Below are 19,681 nucleotides of genomic sequence, written 5' to 3' on the forward strand. Positions count from 1 at the left end.
ATGCCGATCACTTGTTGCATGGCGCAAAAGCCTTTGCTAAGGGCCGCCTCCTACCAAGGCACCGGCCCCGCCGGTTTCCCTGTTGATGTGCGGCCATGGCGGAATTGGTAGACGCGCAACGTTGAGGTCGTTGTGGGCGAAAGCCCGTGGAAGTTCGAGTCTTCTTGGCCGCACCATCACTATCCCGCGCCATCGCCATCGGGGCGAGCGGCCGGGAAAGCTGGCCGACACGGGCCAGAAACTTCATCGCTTCAGAGATTGGCTGTTGCATTGCAACAGGGGGTGGCGTTTGATCCGGCCATGCTCAAGGCCGCCCTCCACCATCTCACCGCCTATCGCTACAACCGCCCGATCCGGCTCGGCCCGCAGGTCATCCGCCTGCGCCCCGCGCCGCACAGCCGGACCAAGGTGCCCAATTATGCGCTGAAGATCGAGCCGGCGAACCATTTCCTCAACTGGCAGCAGGATCCGCACGGCAACTGGCTGGCGCGCGTGGTCTTCCCCGACCCGGTCGATCATTTCCGCATCCAGGTCGACCTGCTCGCCGATCTCGACATCATCAATCCGTTCGACTTCTTCGTGGAGCCTTATGCGGAAAATTACCCCTTCGCCTATGACGACCAGCTGAAGACCGACCTCGCCGCCTATTTCGATATCGAGGATCAGGGGCCAAGGTTCGAGGCGATGGTCGCCCAATATGACGGCTATCAAAGTCGCACCGTCGATTTCCTGGTCGAGGTGAACCGCCGCCTGCAACAACAGGTGGGTTACGTCATCCGCATGGAGGCAGGCGTACAGACGCCGGAGGAGACGCTGGACATCGGCACCGGCTCCTGCCGCGATTCCGCCTGGCTGCTGGTGCAATTGCTCCGCCGCCTGGGCTTCGCCGCGCGCTTCGTGTCGGGCTATTCGATCCAGCTGGTCGCCGATGTCGAACCGATCGAAGGGCCAAAGGGCGTCACCCAGGACGTGGTCGACCTCCACGCCTGGGCGGAAGCCTATGTGCCTGGCGCAGGCTGGGTCGCGCTCGACGCCACCAGCGGCATGTTCGCGGGCGAAGGCCATATCCCGCTCTGCGCCACGCCGCACTACAAGTCCGCCGCCCCGATCAGCGGCATGGCAGAACCGGCCGAAGTCGATTTCGAATTCGCCATGACCGTCAGCCGCATCGCCGAAGCGGTGCGCATTACCAAGCCGTTCACCGACACGCGCTGGGACGCGGTGATGGCGCTGGGGGCCAAGGTGGATGCGGACCTGATCGCGCAGGATGTGCGGCTCACTACCGGGGGCGAGCCGACCTTCGTGGCCGAAGATGGCGGCGATGCGGGCGAATGGAATGGCGATGCGGTCGGCCCGACCAAGGCCGCCTACGCCGACCGGCTGATCCGCAAGCTGCGCGCCGAATTCGCGCCGGGCGGCCTGCTGCACCATGGCCAGGGCAAATGGTATCCGGGCGAAAGCCTGCCGCGCTGGGCCTATGCCGTCTATTGGCGCAAGGATGGCACGCCGATCTGGCGCGACGACAGCCTGATCGCGCCCGACGACGCGCCCGAAGGCGCGGCGCAGGTCACGGCCGCCGACGCGAAGGCGTTCCTCGCCCACATGGCGGACAATATGGGCTTTTCTGACGAATACACCCATGCGGTCTATGAAGACCCTGCGGTCTGGGCGGTGAAGGAAGCGGACCTGCCGCTCAACGCCAGCCCCGACGATCCCAAGATCAGCGACCCCGAAGCCCGCGCCCGCATGGTCAAGACCTTCGAACGCGGCCTCGACCAGCCGGTCGGCTACGTCCTGCCCGTGCAACGCTGGCAGAGCCAGGTCGCCACGCCGCGCTGGCAGAGCGAAATCTGGCAGTTGCGCCGCGGCCGGCTGTTCGCGGTGCCGGGCGATTCGGCGCTGGGCTATCGCCTGCCGCTGGGGTCGCTGCCCTATGTGCCGCCGTCCGACTATCCCTATATCCACCCGCGCGACACCAGCGAGCCGCGCGAACCTTTGGCGGATTTCCGCGCGCAGGTGACCCAACCCGCCAGCATGGAAGAAGTCCGCGCCCAGCAGGCCCAGCGCGTCGCCGGGCCGGACGGCGGCGTCGCCGCGCAGGACCGGGTCGAACAGGTCTTCATCGAGGGCGCGGTGCGCACCGCCGTCACCGTCGAGCCGCGCGGCCATTATCTGTCGGTCTTCCTGCCCCCGGTGCAGGCGCTGGAAGATTATCTGGAACTGATCGCCGAGGTCGAGGCGACCGCCGAGGCGCTGCGCATCCCGGTGCGGATCGAGGGCTATGCGCCCCCGCCCGACCCGCGCATCGACGTGCTGAAGGCGACCCCCGATCCCGGCGTGATCGAAGTCAATGTCCAGCCCGCGTCAAGCTGGGACGAAACGGTAGCGATCACCGAACGCCTCTATGCGCTGGCCCGCGAATGCGAACTGACCGCCGACAAGTTCATGGTGGACGGCCGATCGGTCGGCACCGGCGGCGGCAATCATATCGTGCTGGGCGGCGCGACGCTCAATGATTCGCCCTTCATCCGCCGCCCCGACCTGCTGAAAAGCTTCGTCCTCTACTGGCAGCGGCATCCGGCCCTCTCCTATCTTTTCTCGGGCCTGTGCATCGGCCCGACGAGCCAGGCGCCGCGCATCGACGAAGCCCGCCACGACGGCCTGTACGAGCTGGAAATCGCGCTGGCGCAGGTGCCCAATCCGTTCGCGGGCAATGCGGCCGCGCCGCCGCCCTGGCTGGTCGATCGCCTGTTCCGCAACCTGCTGGTCGACGTGACGGGCAACACCCATCGCACCGAAATCTGCATCGACAAGATGTTCTCGCCAGACGGCCCGACCGGACGCCTGGGCCTGCTGGAGTTTCGCGGCTTCGAAATGCCGCCCGAAGCCCGCATGAGCCTGGCCCAGCAATTGCTGATCCGCGCGCTCGCCGCCTGGTTCTGGCGCCAGCCGCAACAGGGTGGCCTGGTCCGCTGGGGCACGACGCTGCACGACCGCTTCATGCTGCCCCATTTCGTCTGGGCCGATTTCCTGGAGGTGCTCAGCGACCTGCGCGGCGCGGGCTATGATTTCGATCCCAACTGGTTCGAGGCGCAGCGCCAGTTCCGCTTCCCGATCCATGGCGCGGTCGATGCGGGCGGCGTTGGGCTGGAGATCACCCATGCGCTCGAACCCTGGAACGTGCTGGGCGAAACCGGTGCGATCGGCGGCACGGTGCGCTATGTCGATTCATCGACCGAGCGGTTGCAGGTGCGCGCCACCGGGCTGGTCGCCGGGCGGCATATCGTCGCCTGCAACGGGCGGCAGGTGCCGATGACGGCGACGTCGGTGCCGGGCGAAGGCGTGGGCGGCGTGCGCTACAAGGCGTGGGCGCCTGCCAATTGCCTCCACCCCAATCTGCCGACCAATGCGCCGCTGACCTTCGACGTGCTGGATAGCTGGAGCGGGCGGTCGCTGGGCGGCTGCGTCTATCATGTCGCCCATCCGGGTGGGCGCAATTACGACACGCTGCCGGTCAACGGCTATGAAGCCGAAGCCCGGCGCAAGGCGCGCTTCCAGGATTACGGCCATACGCCCGGCCAAGTCGACATGCCCGCCGCCGAACCCGCCAACGAGTTCCCGATGACGCTCGACCTGCGTTTCCACCATAGCGGACTGTGATGGCTGCTGACGCCCTTGCGCCCCGCGCAAGCGGTGAAGCCTGGGCGGACGCCTATCTCACCACCGCGCCGGCCGGCGACCTGTTCGCCGGTGCGGCCCCCGCCATGGCGACGCGCTGGCGCGACATGCTGGGGCGGCTGTCGACCCAGGCGCAGGGCGACCCCGCGACGCTGGCCGATCATGTGTCGCGGCAGGCGATTGACCTCGGCATGGCGTTCCGCCTGACCGGCGACGAGCAGGAACGGTCCTGGCCGCTCGGCCCGGTGCCGCTGCTGATCGACGCTGTGGAATGGGCGCAGATCGAACGCGGGCTGATGCAGCGGGCCAACCTGCTCGAACGGGTGGTGAGCGACATCTATTCGACCCAGTCGCTGGTCCGCGACGGCAAGCTCCCCGCCAGCATCGTCACAGGCAGCCCGCATTATTGGCGCGTCATGACCGGAACGCCGCCGCCGCGCGGCCATCATCTCCATTTCTACGCCGCCGATATCGGGCGCGGGCCGACCGGCGAATGGCGCGTGCTGGCCGATCGGGTGCGGACGCCCGTCGGCGTCGGCTATGCGCTGGAAAACCGGCTCGCCCTCTCCCGCGCCACCGGCGACCTGCTGGGCGCGATGAACACGCGGCGACTGGCGCCCTTTTTCGACGAGTTGCGCCGCGGCCTCGCCGCCGATTGCGAGCGCACCGATCCACGCATCGGCCTGCTGACGCCCGGTCGCTTCAACCAGAGCTATGCCGAACAGGCGCATCTCGCCCGCTATCTCGGCCTGTTGCTGGTCGAGGGCGACGACCTGATCGTTTCGGACGGGCGGCTGTTCGTGCGGACGATCCAGGGGCTTAAGCGCATTGATGGCCTCTGGCGCTGGATGGACAGCCGCTTCCTCGACCCGCTCGCCTTCGACGGCCGGTCGCATATCGGCGTGCCCGACCTCTATAACGCCTGTGCGCGAGGCGGACTGATGGTCAGCAACTGGCCCGGCGCGGGCGTGATCGAATCGCGTGCCTTCGCCGCCTTTCTGCCGCAACTGGCGCGCGAACTGCTGGGATCGGACCTGATCCTGCCCAATATCGCGACCTGGTGGTGCGGCCAGCGGCAGGAACGCGACCATGTGCGGGCGCAGCTCGACAATCTGGTGGTCGGCTCCGCCTTCGATCAGGATGTCGCGGGCCTGCCCGACGCCCATTTCACGCCCGGATCAGGGCTGGACACCGCGCAGCGGACCGCCCTTCTCGACGCGATGGCGCGGCGGCCGATGGACTATGTCGGGCAGGAAGTCGTCAAGCTGTCGACCACGCCCGCGATCATCGACGGGCAATTGACGCCCTTGCCCTTCACCCTGCGCATCTTCGTCGCGCGCGACGCCGCCGGCCAGTGGCGGGTAATGCCCGGCGGCTTTGCGCGGCTGGCAGGCCATGGCGACATTCGCGCCGCGCTGATGGGCCGGGGCGACATGTCCGCCGACCTGTGCGTGATCGATAGCCATCCGGTGCCGCCCGACAGCCTGCTGGGCGTCGGTGCGCCTGCCATCCGCCGGGTGGGCGGCATGTTGCCGGCAAAGGCGGCGGACAATCTCTTCTGGCTCGGCCGCTATATCGAGCGGGCGGAAATGACGCTGCGGCTGGTCCGGGCGATCGTCGGCGGATCGATCGAGGCCGATCTGGGGCCGTCGCTGGCTTCACCCACCATGGCGCGGCTGGTCGACCAGTTGGCGCTGTGGGGCGCGATCGCGGGGCGGGGCGGCGCGATCGGTCCGCTCTGCGCTACGGCGCTGGGCGATGCGCGCCAGTCGGGCAGTGTACGCGCGCTGATGGGCGTGGTCGCCAATATCGGCGAGGGGCTGCGCGACCGGCTCGCCAGCGATTTCTGGCGGCTGGTGCGCCTGCCCCTGCCCGGCTTCGACGGGAACGTCACCGAAACCCTGCTTGATGCCTCGTCCCGCATGATCGAGCGGATTTCCGCGCTGTCGGGCCTGGCCGCGGAAAATATGGGCCGCACCGAAGGCTGGCGCTTCCACGATATGGGGCGGCGGATGGAACGGGCGGTCAACGGCTGCCGCCTGCTGACCGCGTTCGGCAACGACCAGGCCTCGGCCGACGACCTGACCGTGCTGCTGGACCTGCAGGACAGCCAGATCAGCTATCGCACCCGCTACCTGACCGGCCCTGCACTCCCCCCGGTGCGCGATCTCGTCGCGCTGGAGCCGCATAATCCGCGCGCCATCGCCTATCAGGCGGCGCGGCTGGCCGAGCATGTCGCCGCCCTGCCCACGCTGCGCGCCGACGGCATGCCCGAAGAGCCCCGCCGCCTGGCCGATGCGCTGGTCGCCCGGCTCGCGCCGCTGACCGGAGACATGCTGACCATGGGCGACATCGGCGATGTCGAAAGCCGCCTGCTGCGCCTGTCGGATGCGATCGGCCAGCGTTACTTCCTGCAATTGCGCAAGACGCAGACGCCGGACCTGCTGTCATGATCTACCATGTCCGCCACCAGACCATCGTCCGCTACGCCAGTCCCGTGCGGCTCGCCCGCTTCAACCTGCGGCTGCGCCCCGCGCCCTGGACGGGCCAGTGGACGTCCGACTATGCGCTGACCGTTGATCCCTTGCCCTCCGCCATCGAATCGCGCCCTGGAGCCTGGCCGGTCAACGTCGCCCGGCTGGTGATCGAAAATCCGATCCGCCAGTTGACGATCGAAAGCCGGTTCCGGGCCGGGGTGGATAATGGCCCACAGATCGCGCCGCAAAGCGACGACCCGACCATCGCCACCGTCGCGCAAGCCGCCCTGCTGGATCGCGACATGGGGCCGTCCGCCCCCGCCCATTATCTCTACGCCTCGCCGCGCGCGCCGCTGCTCGCCCAGATCGGCGACTGGGTGGGCGCCATGCTGGCCCCGAACCGGCCGATCGTCGCCGCCGCGCTGGACCTGACCCGGCGCATCCAGGCCGAGTTCGCCTATGAACCCGGCGCGACCGATGCCTCCACCCCGGTCGCCGACGCCTTCGCCGCGCGCCATGGCGTGTGCCAGGATTTCGCCCATGTTATGGTGGTGGCGCTGCGCCTTGCCGGCCTGCCCGCAGCCTATGTCAGCGGCTATCTGCGCACCCTGCCCCCACCCGGACGGCCCCGGCTGATCGGCGCAGACGCGATGCATGCCTGGGTGATGCTGTGGTGCGGCCCGACGCGCGGCTGGATCGGCTTCGACCCGACCAACGGCGTCATCACCCATGACGGGCATCTGTTCGTCGCCATGGGCCGCGACTATGCCGATGTCGCACCGATGGACGGGCTGTTCGTCGGCGGCGCAGGCCAGAGCCTGCGGGTCATGGTCGACGTCGCGCCCGAAGAGGAAGCCGCGCTTAGCTGACCGCGCGGAACAGCAGCGGCATCCCCGTCCTGGGCCGAATCGTCAGGCGGCTGATCGGCTCGGGCTTGAATCCGGCGGGCATGGTCAGCCGATAGCCGCGCACGACGCTGGCGATCACCGTCATCACCTCCTGCTGGGCGAAGCCCGCGCCGACGCACACGCGCGGGCCGCGGCCGAAGGGGAACCAGGCCTGTTTCGCCATGTCCGCATTGGCCGGATCTTCGAAGCGATCGGGATCAAAGGCATGGGGACAGGCCCAATTATCCTTGTTGCGCTGGGTCAGCCAGGGCGCGACCACCAGCATCGATCCGGCTTCCAGATGCTTGTCGCGCATCGGCATCGGGCAGGTAACTTCGCGCGGCAGGAAGGACACGGGCGGATAAAGGCGCAGCGTTTCCTTGAAGATATTGCGGACCTGTCCCATGTCCTTGAGCATCGCCGCGGTCAGCGGGGCGTCGCCCGCGACCTCCGCGATTTCCGCCCGCACCCGATCCTGGATATGGGCGCATTCGGCCAGCATGTAGAGCGCCCAGGTCATGGTGCTGGCCGATGTTTCATGCCCGGCCAGGAAGATCGTCGACACCTGTTCCATCACCTGCTGACAGGTGAAGGATAAGCCGGTCTGCGCGTCCTTCGCCTCGATCAGCGATTGCAATATGTCGCGATGCGGCGCTTGCCCGCGGGCGTGCCATCCTTCGTAGCGCGCCTCCACGATCGGCCGGAACACGTCGTGGATCGCCCGCGCCGGACCTTTGGATCTTTTCTCGAACCAGCCCGCCGGCAGGCCGTAGAGGCGCAGCATCGATGCGCTGTGGGCGAGCCGCTGGAATTTGCCAAAGGCGGTGTGGATGATGTTCGATCGCTCGGCATCCAGCGTCTGCGAAAACAGCGTGCGAAAGATGATGTCGGCCGCGACATGGGTCATCATCGGGTCGATATCGACCGGCTTGCTGCGGTCCGCCGCGTCGAGCCGGGCGAGCAGATCGTCCGCCGCTGCGACCATTAGCGGCATCGATTTGGTCAGCGCAGTATGGGCGAAGGCGGGATTGACCATCGCCCGCTGGCTTTCCCAATCCGCGCCATTGGCGGAAAAGACGCTGTTGCCGATCAGCGGGTCGAGGTTGCGCACCAGTTCGCTATGCTTGGGATAGGCGGTGCCGCCGCGCAATATCTGGTCCACAAGGGACAGTTCATTGGCGATATACATGGTGCGGCCGGGCAGGCGGATCTCGCCCATCTTCATCGTATAGCTTTTGTCGAACAGCACATGGATCCAGCTATGCCAGCCGCGCAGGAACCGCTTGATCAGGCCCCGCTTGGTGCGGGGCGGTTGCGGATAGGGGGGCGTGAAAAGATCGGTCACGATATCGTCCTGAAAGCGGCGACGGCGTCGTCCACGGTGCGGCGGCCAGCGGTCAGGCTGATGAAATCGAGCGGCGAGAGCCGATCGCCGACGCGCAGATAGTCGAAATGGGCCTCATATTTGTTCGACCATCCGCCATGATAATTGTCCGGCTCGTAGAACAGGTGGAAGCGCGGCGATAGCATGTCGACCCGCGCCGCATGGGCGTCGGCGACGAGCCGGAACGGATTGACGTTATAATAGGCCGCGCCATCGGGCGGGGAACTGACGTCGACATAGCGGAACGCCTTGTCGGCCAGCGCGCGCAGATCGTCATGATACCAGGTCGCGTCGCGGCGCAGGCCGATGACCGGCACCACCTGCCCCAGCCCCAGCATCACGAAATGATCGGGCAGGCTGCCGCCGCGTAGCACGATCAGGCGGCGCATCAGGCGCATGCCCAATATCGTGCCGGCGCTATGGGTAACGAATTGCACCTCGTCCCAGTCGCCGTCCAGTTCCTGCGCGATGCGGGCGGCGAACTGGTCGAGCCGCTGGTCGAGGGCGTCGCCCGGCCCCTCCGCCGCCAGCGCGCCATGATAGGTCATGAAGCGCAGCAGCCAGGGCACGACCAGCTTGGCCAGGATGCGGCCGGACAGAAGGGCGCTGAGCGCGATGCCGATCAGCGCCCCTATCCAGAAAGGCAGCAGCAGCGACAGAAGCAGCGCGGGCGCCAGCGCCAGCAGCAGCGGGATCAGCACCGCCAGCAAGGGTGGATAGAGAATGGTGATGACCGGCCCCTTGCGCAGCCGGCGCATCCGCAGAAAATCCATGTGGCGGGCATGGCCGGCATAGGCGCGCGCCGACCGCAGGGCGAGGCTCAGCGGATTGCGAATCCACACCTTCCCGATCAGATCCTCCCAGCGGCAATATTCATAGTCGGTTTCCACCCCGGCCTGCGGGTTATCCACGGTCCAGCGCGCCGACACGATCGACCCGGCCACGCCCGCCTGCCGGCCGCCCACGGCCAGTTCTTCTCCCGTCAACGCGCCATATCGCGCCGCCTGCTCGCGGTAGAGCTGGTGGTAGAAACGCACGCCGCGTGGATCGAAACCGCCGAGGTAGAAGACTTTACGCTTGAACTTTTGCAACAGCATCGCCCTAATCGCGCGCATGAGCACGCCCGAACGCGACTACTGCTATTTCATCGACCACCGCAAATACAACCGCAATGTCGGCTGTCGCAAGCATGACAATATGTACGGCATCAATGGCGGTGGCAGCGAACGGGACCGATGGCGGGCCGACAGGGCCTTTTATCGCCATATGAAGGCCAATGGCGATCCGATGGCGCTGCCCGCGCTGATCGCCTGCCTCGCCTTCGGCTGGTTCTGCTGGAACTATCATCCGGGCAAAGGGCCGTGGCGCGGTCAGTTGTTGCGCCGCTTCGCCAAAGCGCCCAAATGACCGCCATGACCAATCCCAAGCATGTGTCCGCAGGCCCGATCACCTTCGGCAACGACCTGCCCTTCGTCCTGATTTCCGGCCCCTGCCAGATCGAAAGCCACGACCATGCCATGAGAATGGCCGATGCGCTGGCCAAGGCTGCGGCGACCGCGGGCGTGCCCTTCATCTTCAAATCCTCCTTCGACAAGGCGAACCGGACGTCGGTATCGGGTCGGCGCGGCGTCGGCATCGATGCAGGGCTGGCGATCCTGGCGGAGGTGAAGGCGACGTTGGGCTGCCCGGTGCTGACCGACATCCATGGCCCGGAACAGGTCGAAGCCGCCGCGCAGGCAGTCGACATCCTCCAGATTCCCGCCTTCCTCTGCCGCCAGACCGACCTGCTGCTGGCGGCCGGCCGGACCGGCGCGGTCATCAACGTCAAGAAGGGCCAGTTCCTCGCCCCCTGGGATATGGCGGCGGTGGCGCAGAAGGTCGCCTCGACCGGCAATGAGCGCATATTGCTGACCGAGCGCGGCGCCAGCTTCGGCTACAACACTTTGGTCAGCGACATGCGCGCGCTGCCGACCATGGCGCAAACCGGCTATCCGGTCGTGTTCGACGCCACCCATTCGGTGCAGCAGCCCGGCGGCCTTGGGTCCGCGTCTGGCGGCCAGCGCGAGTTCGCGCCCTTGCTGGCGCGCAGCGCCGTGGCGGCCGGCGTCGCGGCGATCTTCGCCGAAGCGCATGACGACCCGGACAATGCGCCGTCGGACGGGCCGGTGATGCTGCCGCTGGACTGGGTGGGGCCGATGCTGGCGCAGCTCAAGGCGATCGACGCGGTGGTGAAGGGGTAAAAACCCTCACCCAACGGAAATTAGGGCCGCACCTGCCCCGTCCCGCGCACGATCCACTTATAGGTGGTCAGCCCTTCCAGTGCCACCGGCCCGCGCGCATGGAGCCGCCCGGTCGAAATGCCAATTTCCGCGCCCAGCCCGAATTCGCCGCCATCGGCAAACTGGGTGGAGGCGTTCCACATCACGATCGCGCTGTCGACGGCATTGAGGAATCGTTCCGCCGTCGCCGCGTCCTCCGTGATGATCGCATCGGTATGGTGGCTGGCATGGGCGGCAATATGGGCGATGGCATCGTCCACGCCATCGACCAGCCGGACCGACACGATCGCATCGAGATATTCGGTATCCCAATCCGCATCCGCCGCCGCGGTGACACGTGCGTCCATCGCCTGCACATCGACATCGCCGCGCACTGCGCACCGGGCGTCGAGCAAAGCCGTCACCAGCGCCGCCGCCGCGCCATAGGCGCGGTCGATCAGCACCGTTTCGGTCGCACCGCACACGCCGGTGCGGCGCATCTTGGCGTTGACGACCAGCGCCTGCGCCATGGCGGGATCGGCCGCGCCGTCCACATAGCTGTGATTGATGCCGTCGAGATGGGCCAGCACCGGCACCCGCGCCTCCTCCTGCACCCGCGCGACCAGGCTCTTGCCGCCGCGCGGTACGATCAGGTCCACAAATTCCGATGCCTTGAGCAGCGCACCCACGGCGGCGCGATCGGTCGTGGGGACCAGTTGCACGACATCGGCGGGCAGACCGGCGGCGCCGATCCCCTCGACGATGGCGGCATGGATCGCGCGGTTGCTTTCCTTCGCCTCGCTGCCGCCGCGCAGGATCACCGCATTGCCCGCGCGCAGGCACAGGGCCGCCGCATCCGCCGTCACATTGGGCCGGCTTTCATAGATGATGCCGATCACGCCCAGCGGCACGCGCACCCGGCTGAGTTCCAGGCCATTGGGGCGCACGACCGTGTCGATCACGCTGCCCAGCGGATTGGCGAGCGCCGCGACCTGGTCCACGCCGTCGGCGGTGGCGGCGACGCGCTCCGCATTCAGCTTCAGCCGGTCGAGCAGCGCGGGCGACAGGCCGTTCGCCACGGCATTGTCCATGTCGCGCGCATTGGCGGCGATGATCGCCGGCGCCTGATCCCGCAACGCCTGCGCCGCGCGTCGCAGTGCGTCGGCCTTTTGCGCGTCGCTCGCCTGCGCGATTTGCGCGGCGGCGCGGCGCGCGCGTGCGCCCATCGTGGCGATCAGCATTTCGGGGGTCTGGGTCAGGTCGTTCATGAAAACACTCGCCGGAAGGTCGGCCGCGCCTTAGCATGAAAGCACGCCGAAACGAAAGCGGCGGAACTTGGCAGCAATCAGTGCCGACGACCGGATCATGGGTCGCAATATGATCCGGCCGCCAGCCAGCAGGACGAACCCGCCTGATGGCCTGTCTACGCCGTGGTCGCCGTCGCCACATACCCCAACGGGGGTAGGGACAAGAAAATTCCGCAGCGGATCAGTGGCTGATCAGGCCGACGATGCGCACCAGTTGCGATTCCCGGTTGCAGCCGGTCTTGTCGTAGATGCTGCGCAACTGCACCTTGAGCGTTTCCACCGACACGCCGCGCGCCGACGCGATATCCTTGCGCGATTGGCCCGCCGACAGGCGAATGGCGATATCGGCCTCGGCCGGGGTCAGGCGGAAGGTGCGCGTCAGCGCCTGGATATGACGCTCGGTCGGCGCACCGACCCGGGCGATGACGATGGCGCGCGGGGCGAAGGGCAGCGCCCAGGGCCGCGCGGGAAGCGGATGAAATTCCAGCATGATCGCGACGCCGCCGGCGTCGTCCGCCAGCGCGACCGGATCGGCGGGTCGGCCCGGCGGGTCGATCACGGCGCGCATCGCCCGCCCGATGGCGCGGGTTTCGTCCGCGCGTTCGCTGGCCAGCCAGCCGTCGCTGACCCGGATCCGGCTGGACGAGAGCAGGGCTTCGGCGCGCGGCGTCATGCCGCCGACCCGCCCGGTCGCGTCGAGCAGCCAGCAGGCCCGGTCCATCGACTCGAACGTGCCGGACAACAGGGCGAAACCTTGCTGCTCGATCGCCTGCTGCAAACGGACAGCGGCCTGCGCATGGCCCGCAATATGGCCGAACAGATCCCGCTGATCCTGGCTCGTCCGTCCATCCCTGCGGTTGCGCAGCAGCGCCAGCCCAACCATGTGGTCGTTGCTTGCCACCAATCGGGCCTGGCAACCGTCGAAAATGTCGAAATCCGAACACATGTCGAGATAATCTTGCGATCGCAGCGACTGGCGCGCCATGTCATAATGGGCTTCGTGGACGATCGCCGGGCGATCGGGCAGCCGGTCCGCCGCGACCCGGAAATTGAGGTCGGGCGCGGACTGGTCGATGGCCGCCCCGATGGGGATGATGCTGGTGTCGATGTCGCTGATCCAGTTGAAGCTGGACGCCCCCGGACCAAAGCCGATCAACTGCCCATGCCCCGATCCGGTCGCGACGGCCATCGCCTTGATCGCATCCGGCCATTTATCCGGTTCCAGCGCCGCGGACAGGAACAGCTCCGCCCACGGATCGCTACCTTCGGCGCGCGTCGCCATAGTGTTCCCCCATGCCCCGCTTCGGGTTAGCCAAAGCGCCGGGGAAGTCAAATCGACAGCTCGCCAAGCCGCTGATTCCCGCCAAAAAGCTGATCCAGATCAGGACAATTCAGGCAGCCTGGGCCAAAGCCTCCTGCCGGACCGCGCGAATCATCCGGCAGGGCGGGATGTTGCGCCATTCCAGCGCATCGCTGACATCGCCGAACAGCGGGTTGAGCAGGCGCAGCACATAGCGCGAATATTGGTAGATCAGGAATGCCCCGCCCGGCCGCAGCGCGCTGCGCGTTTCCGCGCAGATCGCCTCGCCCACGCCTTCGGGCAGGGTCGAGAAGGGAATGCCCGACAGGACATAATCGGCCTGATAATGCCCCGCTTCCTTGATGAAGCGTCGCACATCGGCGGCCGATCCATGGACCACGCGCAACCGCGGATCGTCTATTTCCGCCTCCAGATAGGCGACGAAATCGAGATTGAGGTCGATCGCCAGCAGCGTCGCGTCCGCCGGCAGCCGGTCCAGGATCGAGCGGGTGAAGGTGCCGACGCCGGGGCCATATTCCACGAACAGCCGCGTCCCCTGCCAATCGACCTGGTCCAGCATCCGGTCCACCAGCGTCGCGGAGGAGGGAATGACCGAACCGATCATGCCGGGATGCTTGACGAACTGGCGGAAGAACATGCCCCATTGGCTGAAAAATGATCCGGCCTTGCCCGCACCGGCCTTATTCTTGTTCTTCTTCAATGGAATGGAGGCCATCAACACCCGCCTATATGGATCATGCTTCCCGCCTTGCAAATCCCGCCCTTGCTGGCAAGCGGCTTTGCAACACTATCGTCATGAACGCGGCGGACGGCGGATGGGTTCAATCCGCCGTCCCGCATCGGCCCGACCCGTTCAGTCCGTCCGGTCGCGCGACCGGACCATGCCCGGCGCGACGAAGCCGATCGGATCGACCTGCATCGCCCGCTGCTTCAACTGCGACTGGATCTGCTCATATTCCCGCTCCATTTCGGGGGTGACGGACGCGCGCGTATCGTCCAGCGCATCCTCGAAATGGGCCTGCGTCACCTTGTCTACCGACAGCGACTGGCGCAGCGCGAACAGGCCCGCGCGCCGCACCAGATCCTCCAGGTCGGCGCCGGTGAAGCGCTCCGTCCGACCCGCCAGCCGGTCGAGATCGACATCGTCCGCCAGCGGCATCTTGGCGGTATGAATGCCCAATATGCGGCGACGCCCCGCCTCGTCGGGCACCGGCACATAGATCAGCTCGTCGAACCGCCCAGGCCGCAGCAGCGCCGGATCGATCAGGGTCGGCCGGTTGGTCGCGCCGATGACCACTACCGACTGCAACTCCTCCAGCCCATCCATCTCGGCCAATATGGTGTTCACCACCCGCTCCGTCACCGCTGGTTCACCCAGCCCCCCGCCACGCGCGGGCACCAGACTGTCCAGTTCATCGATGAAGATGACCGTGGGCGCCACCTGCCGCGCACGGGCGAACAGACGGGCGATCTGCTGTTCGCTCTCGCCATACCATTTGGACAGCAGGTCGCTGGACTTGGTCGCGATGAAATTGGCCTGCGCCTCCCGCGCGACCGCCTTGGCCAGCAAGGTCTTGCCGGTGCCGGGCGGGCCGTAGAGCAGGAAGCCCTTGGCCGGGCGGATGCCGATGCGTCGAAAGGCGTCGGGGTCTTTAAGCGGCAGCTCCACGCCTTCCTTCAGCCGCATCTGCGCGTCGTCCAGCCCGCCAATGTCGGACCAGCCGATATTGGGCGCCTGCACCATCACCTCGCGCATAGCCGACGGCTGCACCCGCTTGATCGCCGACAGGAAATCCTCCCGCGTGACGGACAATTCCTCCAGCACGTCGGGCGGGATCGTCCCGTCCTCCAGATTGAGGCGCGGCATGAAGCGGCGCACCGTCTCGATCGCCGCCTCGCGGGTCAGCGCGGCGAGGTCGGCGCCGACGAAGCCATAGGTCATGCGCGCCAGTTCGGCCAGGTCGACCTTGTCGCCCAGCGGCATACCGCGCGTATGGATGCCCAATATCTCGCGCCGCCCGCGCTCGTCAGGCACGCCGACGATGATCTCGCGGTCGAACCGGCCGGGGCGGCGCAGCGCCTCGTCGATCGCTTCGGGCCGGTTGGTCGCGGCGATCACCACCAGATTGGTGCGCGGCTCCAGCCCGTCCATCAGGGTGAGCAACTGGGCGACCAGTCGCTTTTCCGTCTCGCCAGTCACCTGGCCCCGTTTCGGCGCGATCGAATCGATCTCGTCGATGAACAGGATCGAGGGCGAGGATTTGGCCGCCGCCTCGAAAATCTCGCGTAGCTGCTTTTCGGACTCGCCATAGGCCGATCCCATGATCTCCGGCCCGTTGATCAGAAAGAATTCCGCGTCCGATTCATTGGCGACCGCGCGCGCCAAGCGGGTCTTGCCGGTGCCCGGCGGGCCATGCAGCAACACCCCCTTGGGCGGATCGACGCCGAGGCGCGTGAACAGTTCGGGATAGCGCAGCGGCAGTTCCACCATCTCGCGCAACTGGTCGATCGCGTCGGCCATGCCGCCGACATCGTCATAGGTGACGTCGGCACGGCGCGATTCGCGCGGCTCCTCATATTCGGCGCGCAGCTCGACCTCGGTATCGGCGTCGATATGGACGATGCCCTTGGGCACCGTGGACACGACGACGAGACGGATTTCCTGGAGCGCATAGGCCGGCGCGGCCAGCATCTGGCGGAGCTGCGGCGGCATGTCGCCCGGCGGCACCTGCTGCTGCCCTGCGGTCGCCACTACGTCGCCCGCGGTCAGAGGCCGCTGGTAGAAGACACGCTTGAGGGCATCGGGATTGCCCTGCAAGCGCAGGTTATTTTGTGCAGGCGCGAACACGACCCTTTGCGCGGGCCGCGGCTCCGCCTTGTCGATCTGGACGAAGTCGCCGGAGCCGACCCCGGCATTGGCGCGCTGCAAACCGTCGAGGCGCAGCACGTCCAGCCCCTCATCCTCCTTATAGGGCCGCACGACGCGCGCCGACGTCGATCGCTTGCCCACAATCTCGATGACGTCGCCTTCGGCCAGTTGCAGCTCCGCCATCACCGCCAGCGGCAACCGCGCCAAACCGCGCCCGGCATCCTCCGGCCGCGCATTGGCGACCTGAATCCGGCGTCCCGTATCGTCCTCATCCGCCACAAGCCATCCCCGTCTTTCTCGTTCCGTAACGAGATAGGAAACGCAATGACCCGCGAAAAGGGGCAAGCCGCCGGATCGACCGACGAAAAAAAGGGCCGGCCCGAAGGCCAGCCCTGAAAGTTTTAGGAGAGGATGCCTGAAAGGCACCTCCTATGTGCAATGCGGGACGAAATATTGCAAGTGCGAAAAGAATATGGGAGTTGCAAAAAATGCATCTTGCCATTTTCCGCATTTTCCTGCTCAGTGCGGAGAGGATGCTTGAACCCCGGCTCGCGATGCGCCCGACAATAAGACATGACGCGGCGCAGCGCACCGGCTTAGATATTTGACGAGACATGCGCAGATTGCCGCCCCTAACGGCCCTGGAGGCCTTTGTTCAGGTTGCTCGCCTGGGCTCCGTCAAGGCGGCGGCGGAGGAGCTTGCGCTGTCGACTCCCGCGCTCAGCCGTCGCGTTCAGGCGCTGGAGCGCTTCATCGGCCGCCCCCTGTTCGACCGCAAGCACCAGGCGCTGGAGATCAACGCCGAAGGACAAAGGCTGCTGGACGATATCGCGCCCGCGCTTGATTCGCTGTCGCAGGCGCTGGAAAATATCCAGAGCGGCGGCAACCAGTTGCGCCTGCGCCTGGCGGTGATGCCGCTGTTCGCGACGCAGCGTCTGTTCCCGCATCTGGGCAAACTGCGTCAGCAGCATCCCCAGCTCCATATCGATATCGAAACGACGCCCCATGCGGTCGCGCGGCTGGGCGAAGGGCTGGACGCGGCGATCGTGCTGTCGAAGGATATCGACCCCGCACTCTACGCGCATGAACTGGATCATGAAGAAGTCTATCTGATCGGCCGGCGCGAATTGCTGGAAGGATCGCAGGCGCTCGCCTCGCCGACGGAACTGGCGCAACAGACTATCCTGCTCCACCGCGACATGGCGATGTCGTTCGACGCCTGGAAGGAAGCGGCGGGCCTGCCCGACCTGCAACCGCTGGCGATCGACAATTATGACTCGGGCCAGTTGATGCTGGAGGCCGCGGCCCAGGGGCTGGGCGTCGCGGTGATGCATGCCAGCCATTATGAACAGTCGGGCGATCCGCGACTGGTGCGGCTGTTCCCGATCCATGTCGAAAGCCCCTATCGCTACTTTTTCGTCTGCCGCCCGCGCGCTTTGCAGACCCGCGCCGTGCGCATTTTTCGCGACTGGCTGGTCAGCGCCGACATCTGATCCGATTCTTTTGCTGCCGACGCCTTAACCTTGTTCCGCGCCGTCCGTTATGAAGCGCATGAACGGGGCACAACCATCTTCCGCGAGCCCGCAGCATGGGCTGACCGACCGTCTGGCACGCTGGGCCAGGGGATTTTCTGGCAAATCCGAGGAGGATGTCGTCGAAGAGGAACATCGGCCGCGCAGTGGCACGGCGTCCAACCGGGAAATCAATCGCCGCCGGCAACTTTATGGCGATATCGGCGACTTTCTCTTCGCCCATGATCTCGATCTGACCCCGATCAATTTCAGCGTCGCGCTGGATTATCTGACCGGCGCCAATATCGGCGTCGAAAAGGCGATCAAGGCCGTGATGATGGAACGCGGCAAGATCACCAATGGCTGGATCGAATCGATCGCCGCCGAACAGCGCGCCGATGAAGTGACGCCCGAATCGCTGGCGACGATGCTGGACAAGGTGGAGGAAAATCTCATCCAGTTCACCGGCCTGATGCATGAATCGCGCAATTCGGCGAAGGATTATGGCGCCGCGCTGCAGGAACAGGCCAAGGATCTGGGCGAAGGCCGCGACAATGAGCCGGTGCTGGCCCGCCTGGTCGGCCTGACCCGGTCGATGGTCGAAAAGACACGCCAGGTCGAAAGTCAGCTCCGTGACAATCAGCGCCAGACCCAGGCGCTCAAGTCCAGTCTGGAAAATGCCCGCCGCGCCGCCGAGCATGACCACCTGACCGGCCTGCCCAACCGCCGCGCCTTCGAAGGCGTGCTGGGCGAAGAGATGCAGCAGGCGCTCGACAATGGCGAAGCGCTGTCGGTCGCCTTTTGCGACATAGACCATTTCAAGCTTATCAACGACACTCATGGCCATGACACGGGCGACCGGGTGTTGAAGTTCGTCGCCGGCCTGCTGGCCAAGGCGTCCAACGACCGTTGCCATGTCGCGCGGCACGGGGGCGAGGAGTTCGTGATGCTGTTCCGCGGCAAGACCGCCGCCGAAGCCTGCGAGGCGGTGGACAGCGTGCGCGAAGACCTGGCCAACCGCAGCCTCGTCAACCGCACCAATGGCGAGCGGATGGACCGGGTGAGCTTTTCCGCCGGCGTCGCCAATGTCCTGATCTACGACGATCCCCGCGCTGCGCTCAAGGCCGCAGACCGCGCCCTCTATCTGGCCAAGGAACATGGCCGCAACCGGGTCTATCTCGCGGCCGAAACGGACTAGAGGCGCTTAGAAATCCGGCTTCTCATAATGGGCCGGCGGGGTGATGACCTCCATCCGCTCGGACAGGAGCGGGCGGAAGGACGGGCGCGACTTGAAGCCCGCATACCAGCGCCTGACCGGCTCGTGCCCCGCCCAGTCGATTCCGCCCAGATAGTCCGCCACCGACAGATGCGCCGCCGCCGCAATATCGGCCAGGCTGAGCGTCCCGCCCGCCATCCAGCTACGATGGTCGAGCAGATAGTCCATATAGTCCATATGGACATTGGCGCGCTTCATCGCCTCGCGCAGGATGCGCGCGTCGGGCGGCGCGCGTTCGATCAGCCGCTTCTTCATCCGTTCGTGCAGCAAAGGCCCGACCACGTCGCCATAGAAATTCTGGTCGAAAAAGGCGGTCAGCCGTCGCACCTCCGCCCGTCCCGCGGCGGTGCCGGAGATAAGGGGGAATTTCTCCACCGTCTCCTCGAAATATTCGCAGATCGCCTGGCTGTCGATCAGCGTCACGCCCTTGTCCGCATCCGCCATCACCGGCGTCGTGCCGGCCGGGTTCAGGTCGAGAAACTCGTCGCGCATCGCCCAGGGCGATTCCCGCACCAGGTCATAGCCAATCCCCTTCTCGCCCAGGAGAAGCCGGACCTTGCGGGAAAAGGGGCAGAGCGGGAATTGATAAAGCAACCACATAAGCGACCCCTGTTAGGCGCGGGCGCGCCGCGGGGAAAGCGACAAAATGCTGCGACCATAGCTTCGTGCAACAGCGCTATTGTCCGAAGGGATGGCGCGATACGGCATGGTCC

At 66.3% G+C, this 19,681-nt stretch carries 14 protein-coding genes and 1 tRNA gene; 8 read left to right on the top strand and 7 right to left on the bottom strand.

Annotation, left to right across the window (positions count from 1 at the left end):
- Positions 1-89 precede the first annotated feature (89 nt).
- From K9B33_RS08875 to K9B33_RS08890, 4 genes are all read left to right on the top strand, one after another.
- A tRNA-Leu gene (locus K9B33_RS08875) sits at positions 90-176 on the top strand.
- 124 nt (positions 177-300) lie between these two features.
- Positions 301-3,660 (top strand): DUF2126 domain-containing protein, encoded by a 3,360-nt coding sequence (locus K9B33_RS08880; protein ID WP_224548172.1) that lies wholly within the window; start codon positions 301-303, stop codon positions 3,658-3,660.
- Positions 3,660-6,131 (top strand): circularly permuted type 2 ATP-grasp protein, encoded by a 2,472-nt coding sequence (locus K9B33_RS08885; RefSeq protein ID WP_224548174.1) that lies wholly within the window; start codon positions 3,660-3,662, stop codon positions 6,129-6,131. Before K9B33_RS08880 ends, K9B33_RS08885 begins: the two co-directional genes overlap by 1 nt.
- Positions 6,128-7,024 carry a transglutaminase domain-containing protein gene (locus K9B33_RS08890; protein WP_224548176.1) on the top strand — a complete coding sequence of 299 codons (897 nt, stop codon included), beginning with the start codon at positions 6,128-6,130 and terminating at the stop codon, positions 7,022-7,024. The genes K9B33_RS08885 and K9B33_RS08890 overlap by 4 nt, the downstream gene beginning before the upstream one ends.
- Here the strand turns inward: K9B33_RS08890 and K9B33_RS08895 are convergent.
- Positions 7,017-8,387 carry a cytochrome P450 gene (locus K9B33_RS08895; RefSeq protein ID WP_224548179.1) on the bottom strand — a complete coding sequence of 457 codons (1,371 nt, stop codon included), beginning with the start codon at positions 8,385-8,387 and terminating at the stop codon, positions 7,017-7,019. The genes K9B33_RS08890 and K9B33_RS08895 overlap by 8 nt on opposite strands.
- Positions 8,384-9,517: a hypothetical protein gene (locus K9B33_RS08900; RefSeq protein WP_315975807.1), complete on the bottom strand. Its 1,134-nt coding sequence runs from the start codon at positions 9,515-9,517 to the stop codon at positions 8,384-8,386. Before K9B33_RS08900 ends, K9B33_RS08895 begins: the two co-directional genes overlap by 4 nt.
- A gap of 22 nt (positions 9,518-9,539) precedes the next feature.
- Here K9B33_RS08900 and K9B33_RS08905 point away from each other — a divergent pair, with 22 nt between their 5' ends.
- Positions 9,540-9,833, top strand: coding sequence for a hypothetical protein (locus K9B33_RS08905; protein ID WP_224548182.1), 294 nt, complete (start codon positions 9,540-9,542; stop codon positions 9,831-9,833).
- Between the two features lie 5 nt (positions 9,834-9,838).
- Positions 9,839-10,666 (top strand): 3-deoxy-8-phosphooctulonate synthase, encoded by an 828-nt coding sequence (gene kdsA, locus K9B33_RS08910; protein WP_224548312.1) that lies wholly within the window; start codon positions 9,839-9,841, stop codon positions 10,664-10,666.
- Positions 10,667-10,686: 20 nt separating this feature from the next.
- Here the strand turns inward: kdsA and K9B33_RS08915 are convergent, their stop codons facing one another.
- The 4 genes from K9B33_RS08915 to K9B33_RS08930 form a co-directional block, all read right to left on the bottom strand.
- Positions 10,687-11,952, bottom strand: a complete 1,266-nt coding sequence (locus K9B33_RS08915) for a glutamate-5-semialdehyde dehydrogenase (RefSeq protein WP_224548183.1) — start codon at positions 11,950-11,952, stop codon at positions 10,687-10,689.
- A gap of 220 nt (positions 11,953-12,172) precedes the next feature.
- Entirely contained in the window at positions 12,173-13,273 is a 1,101-nt protein-coding gene (locus tag K9B33_RS08920) for a helix-turn-helix transcriptional regulator (RefSeq protein WP_224548184.1), read from the bottom strand.
- A 109-nt stretch (positions 13,274-13,382) separates the two neighbouring features.
- Complete coding sequence (locus K9B33_RS08925; RefSeq protein ID WP_224548185.1) at positions 13,383-14,027, bottom strand: class I SAM-dependent methyltransferase; 645 nt, start codon at positions 14,025-14,027, stop codon at positions 13,383-13,385.
- Positions 14,028-14,165: 138 nt separating this feature from the next.
- The gene (locus K9B33_RS08930; protein WP_224548186.1) at positions 14,166-16,460 is read right to left on the bottom strand and encodes a CDC48 family AAA ATPase; all 2,295 of its coding nucleotides are present in this window, start codon (positions 16,458-16,460) and stop codon (positions 14,166-14,168) included.
- A gap of 335 nt (positions 16,461-16,795) precedes the next feature.
- Here K9B33_RS08930 and K9B33_RS08935 point away from each other — a divergent pair, with 335 nt between their 5' ends.
- Together K9B33_RS08935 and K9B33_RS08940 are read left to right on the top strand one after the other, a co-directional pair.
- Complete coding sequence (locus K9B33_RS08935; protein ID WP_224548187.1) at positions 16,796-17,674, top strand: LysR substrate-binding domain-containing protein; 879 nt, start codon at positions 16,796-16,798, stop codon at positions 17,672-17,674.
- Between the two features lie 58 nt (positions 17,675-17,732).
- Positions 17,733-18,890: a GGDEF domain-containing protein gene (locus K9B33_RS08940; protein WP_224548188.1), complete on the top strand. Its 1,158-nt coding sequence runs from the start codon at positions 17,733-17,735 to the stop codon at positions 18,888-18,890.
- Between the two features lie 6 nt (positions 18,891-18,896).
- Here the strand turns inward: K9B33_RS08940 and K9B33_RS08945 are convergent, their stop codons facing one another.
- Positions 18,897-19,568: a glutathione S-transferase family protein gene (locus tag K9B33_RS08945; RefSeq protein WP_224548189.1), complete on the bottom strand. Its 672-nt coding sequence runs from the start codon at positions 19,566-19,568 to the stop codon at positions 18,897-18,899.
- Between the last annotated feature and the right edge of the window lie 113 nt (positions 19,569-19,681).

This window comes from Sphingobium sp. 3R8 (genome assembly GCF_020166615.1).
Classification (GTDB): domain Bacteria; phylum Pseudomonadota; class Alphaproteobacteria; order Sphingomonadales; family Sphingomonadaceae; genus Sphingobium; species Sphingobium bisphenolicum.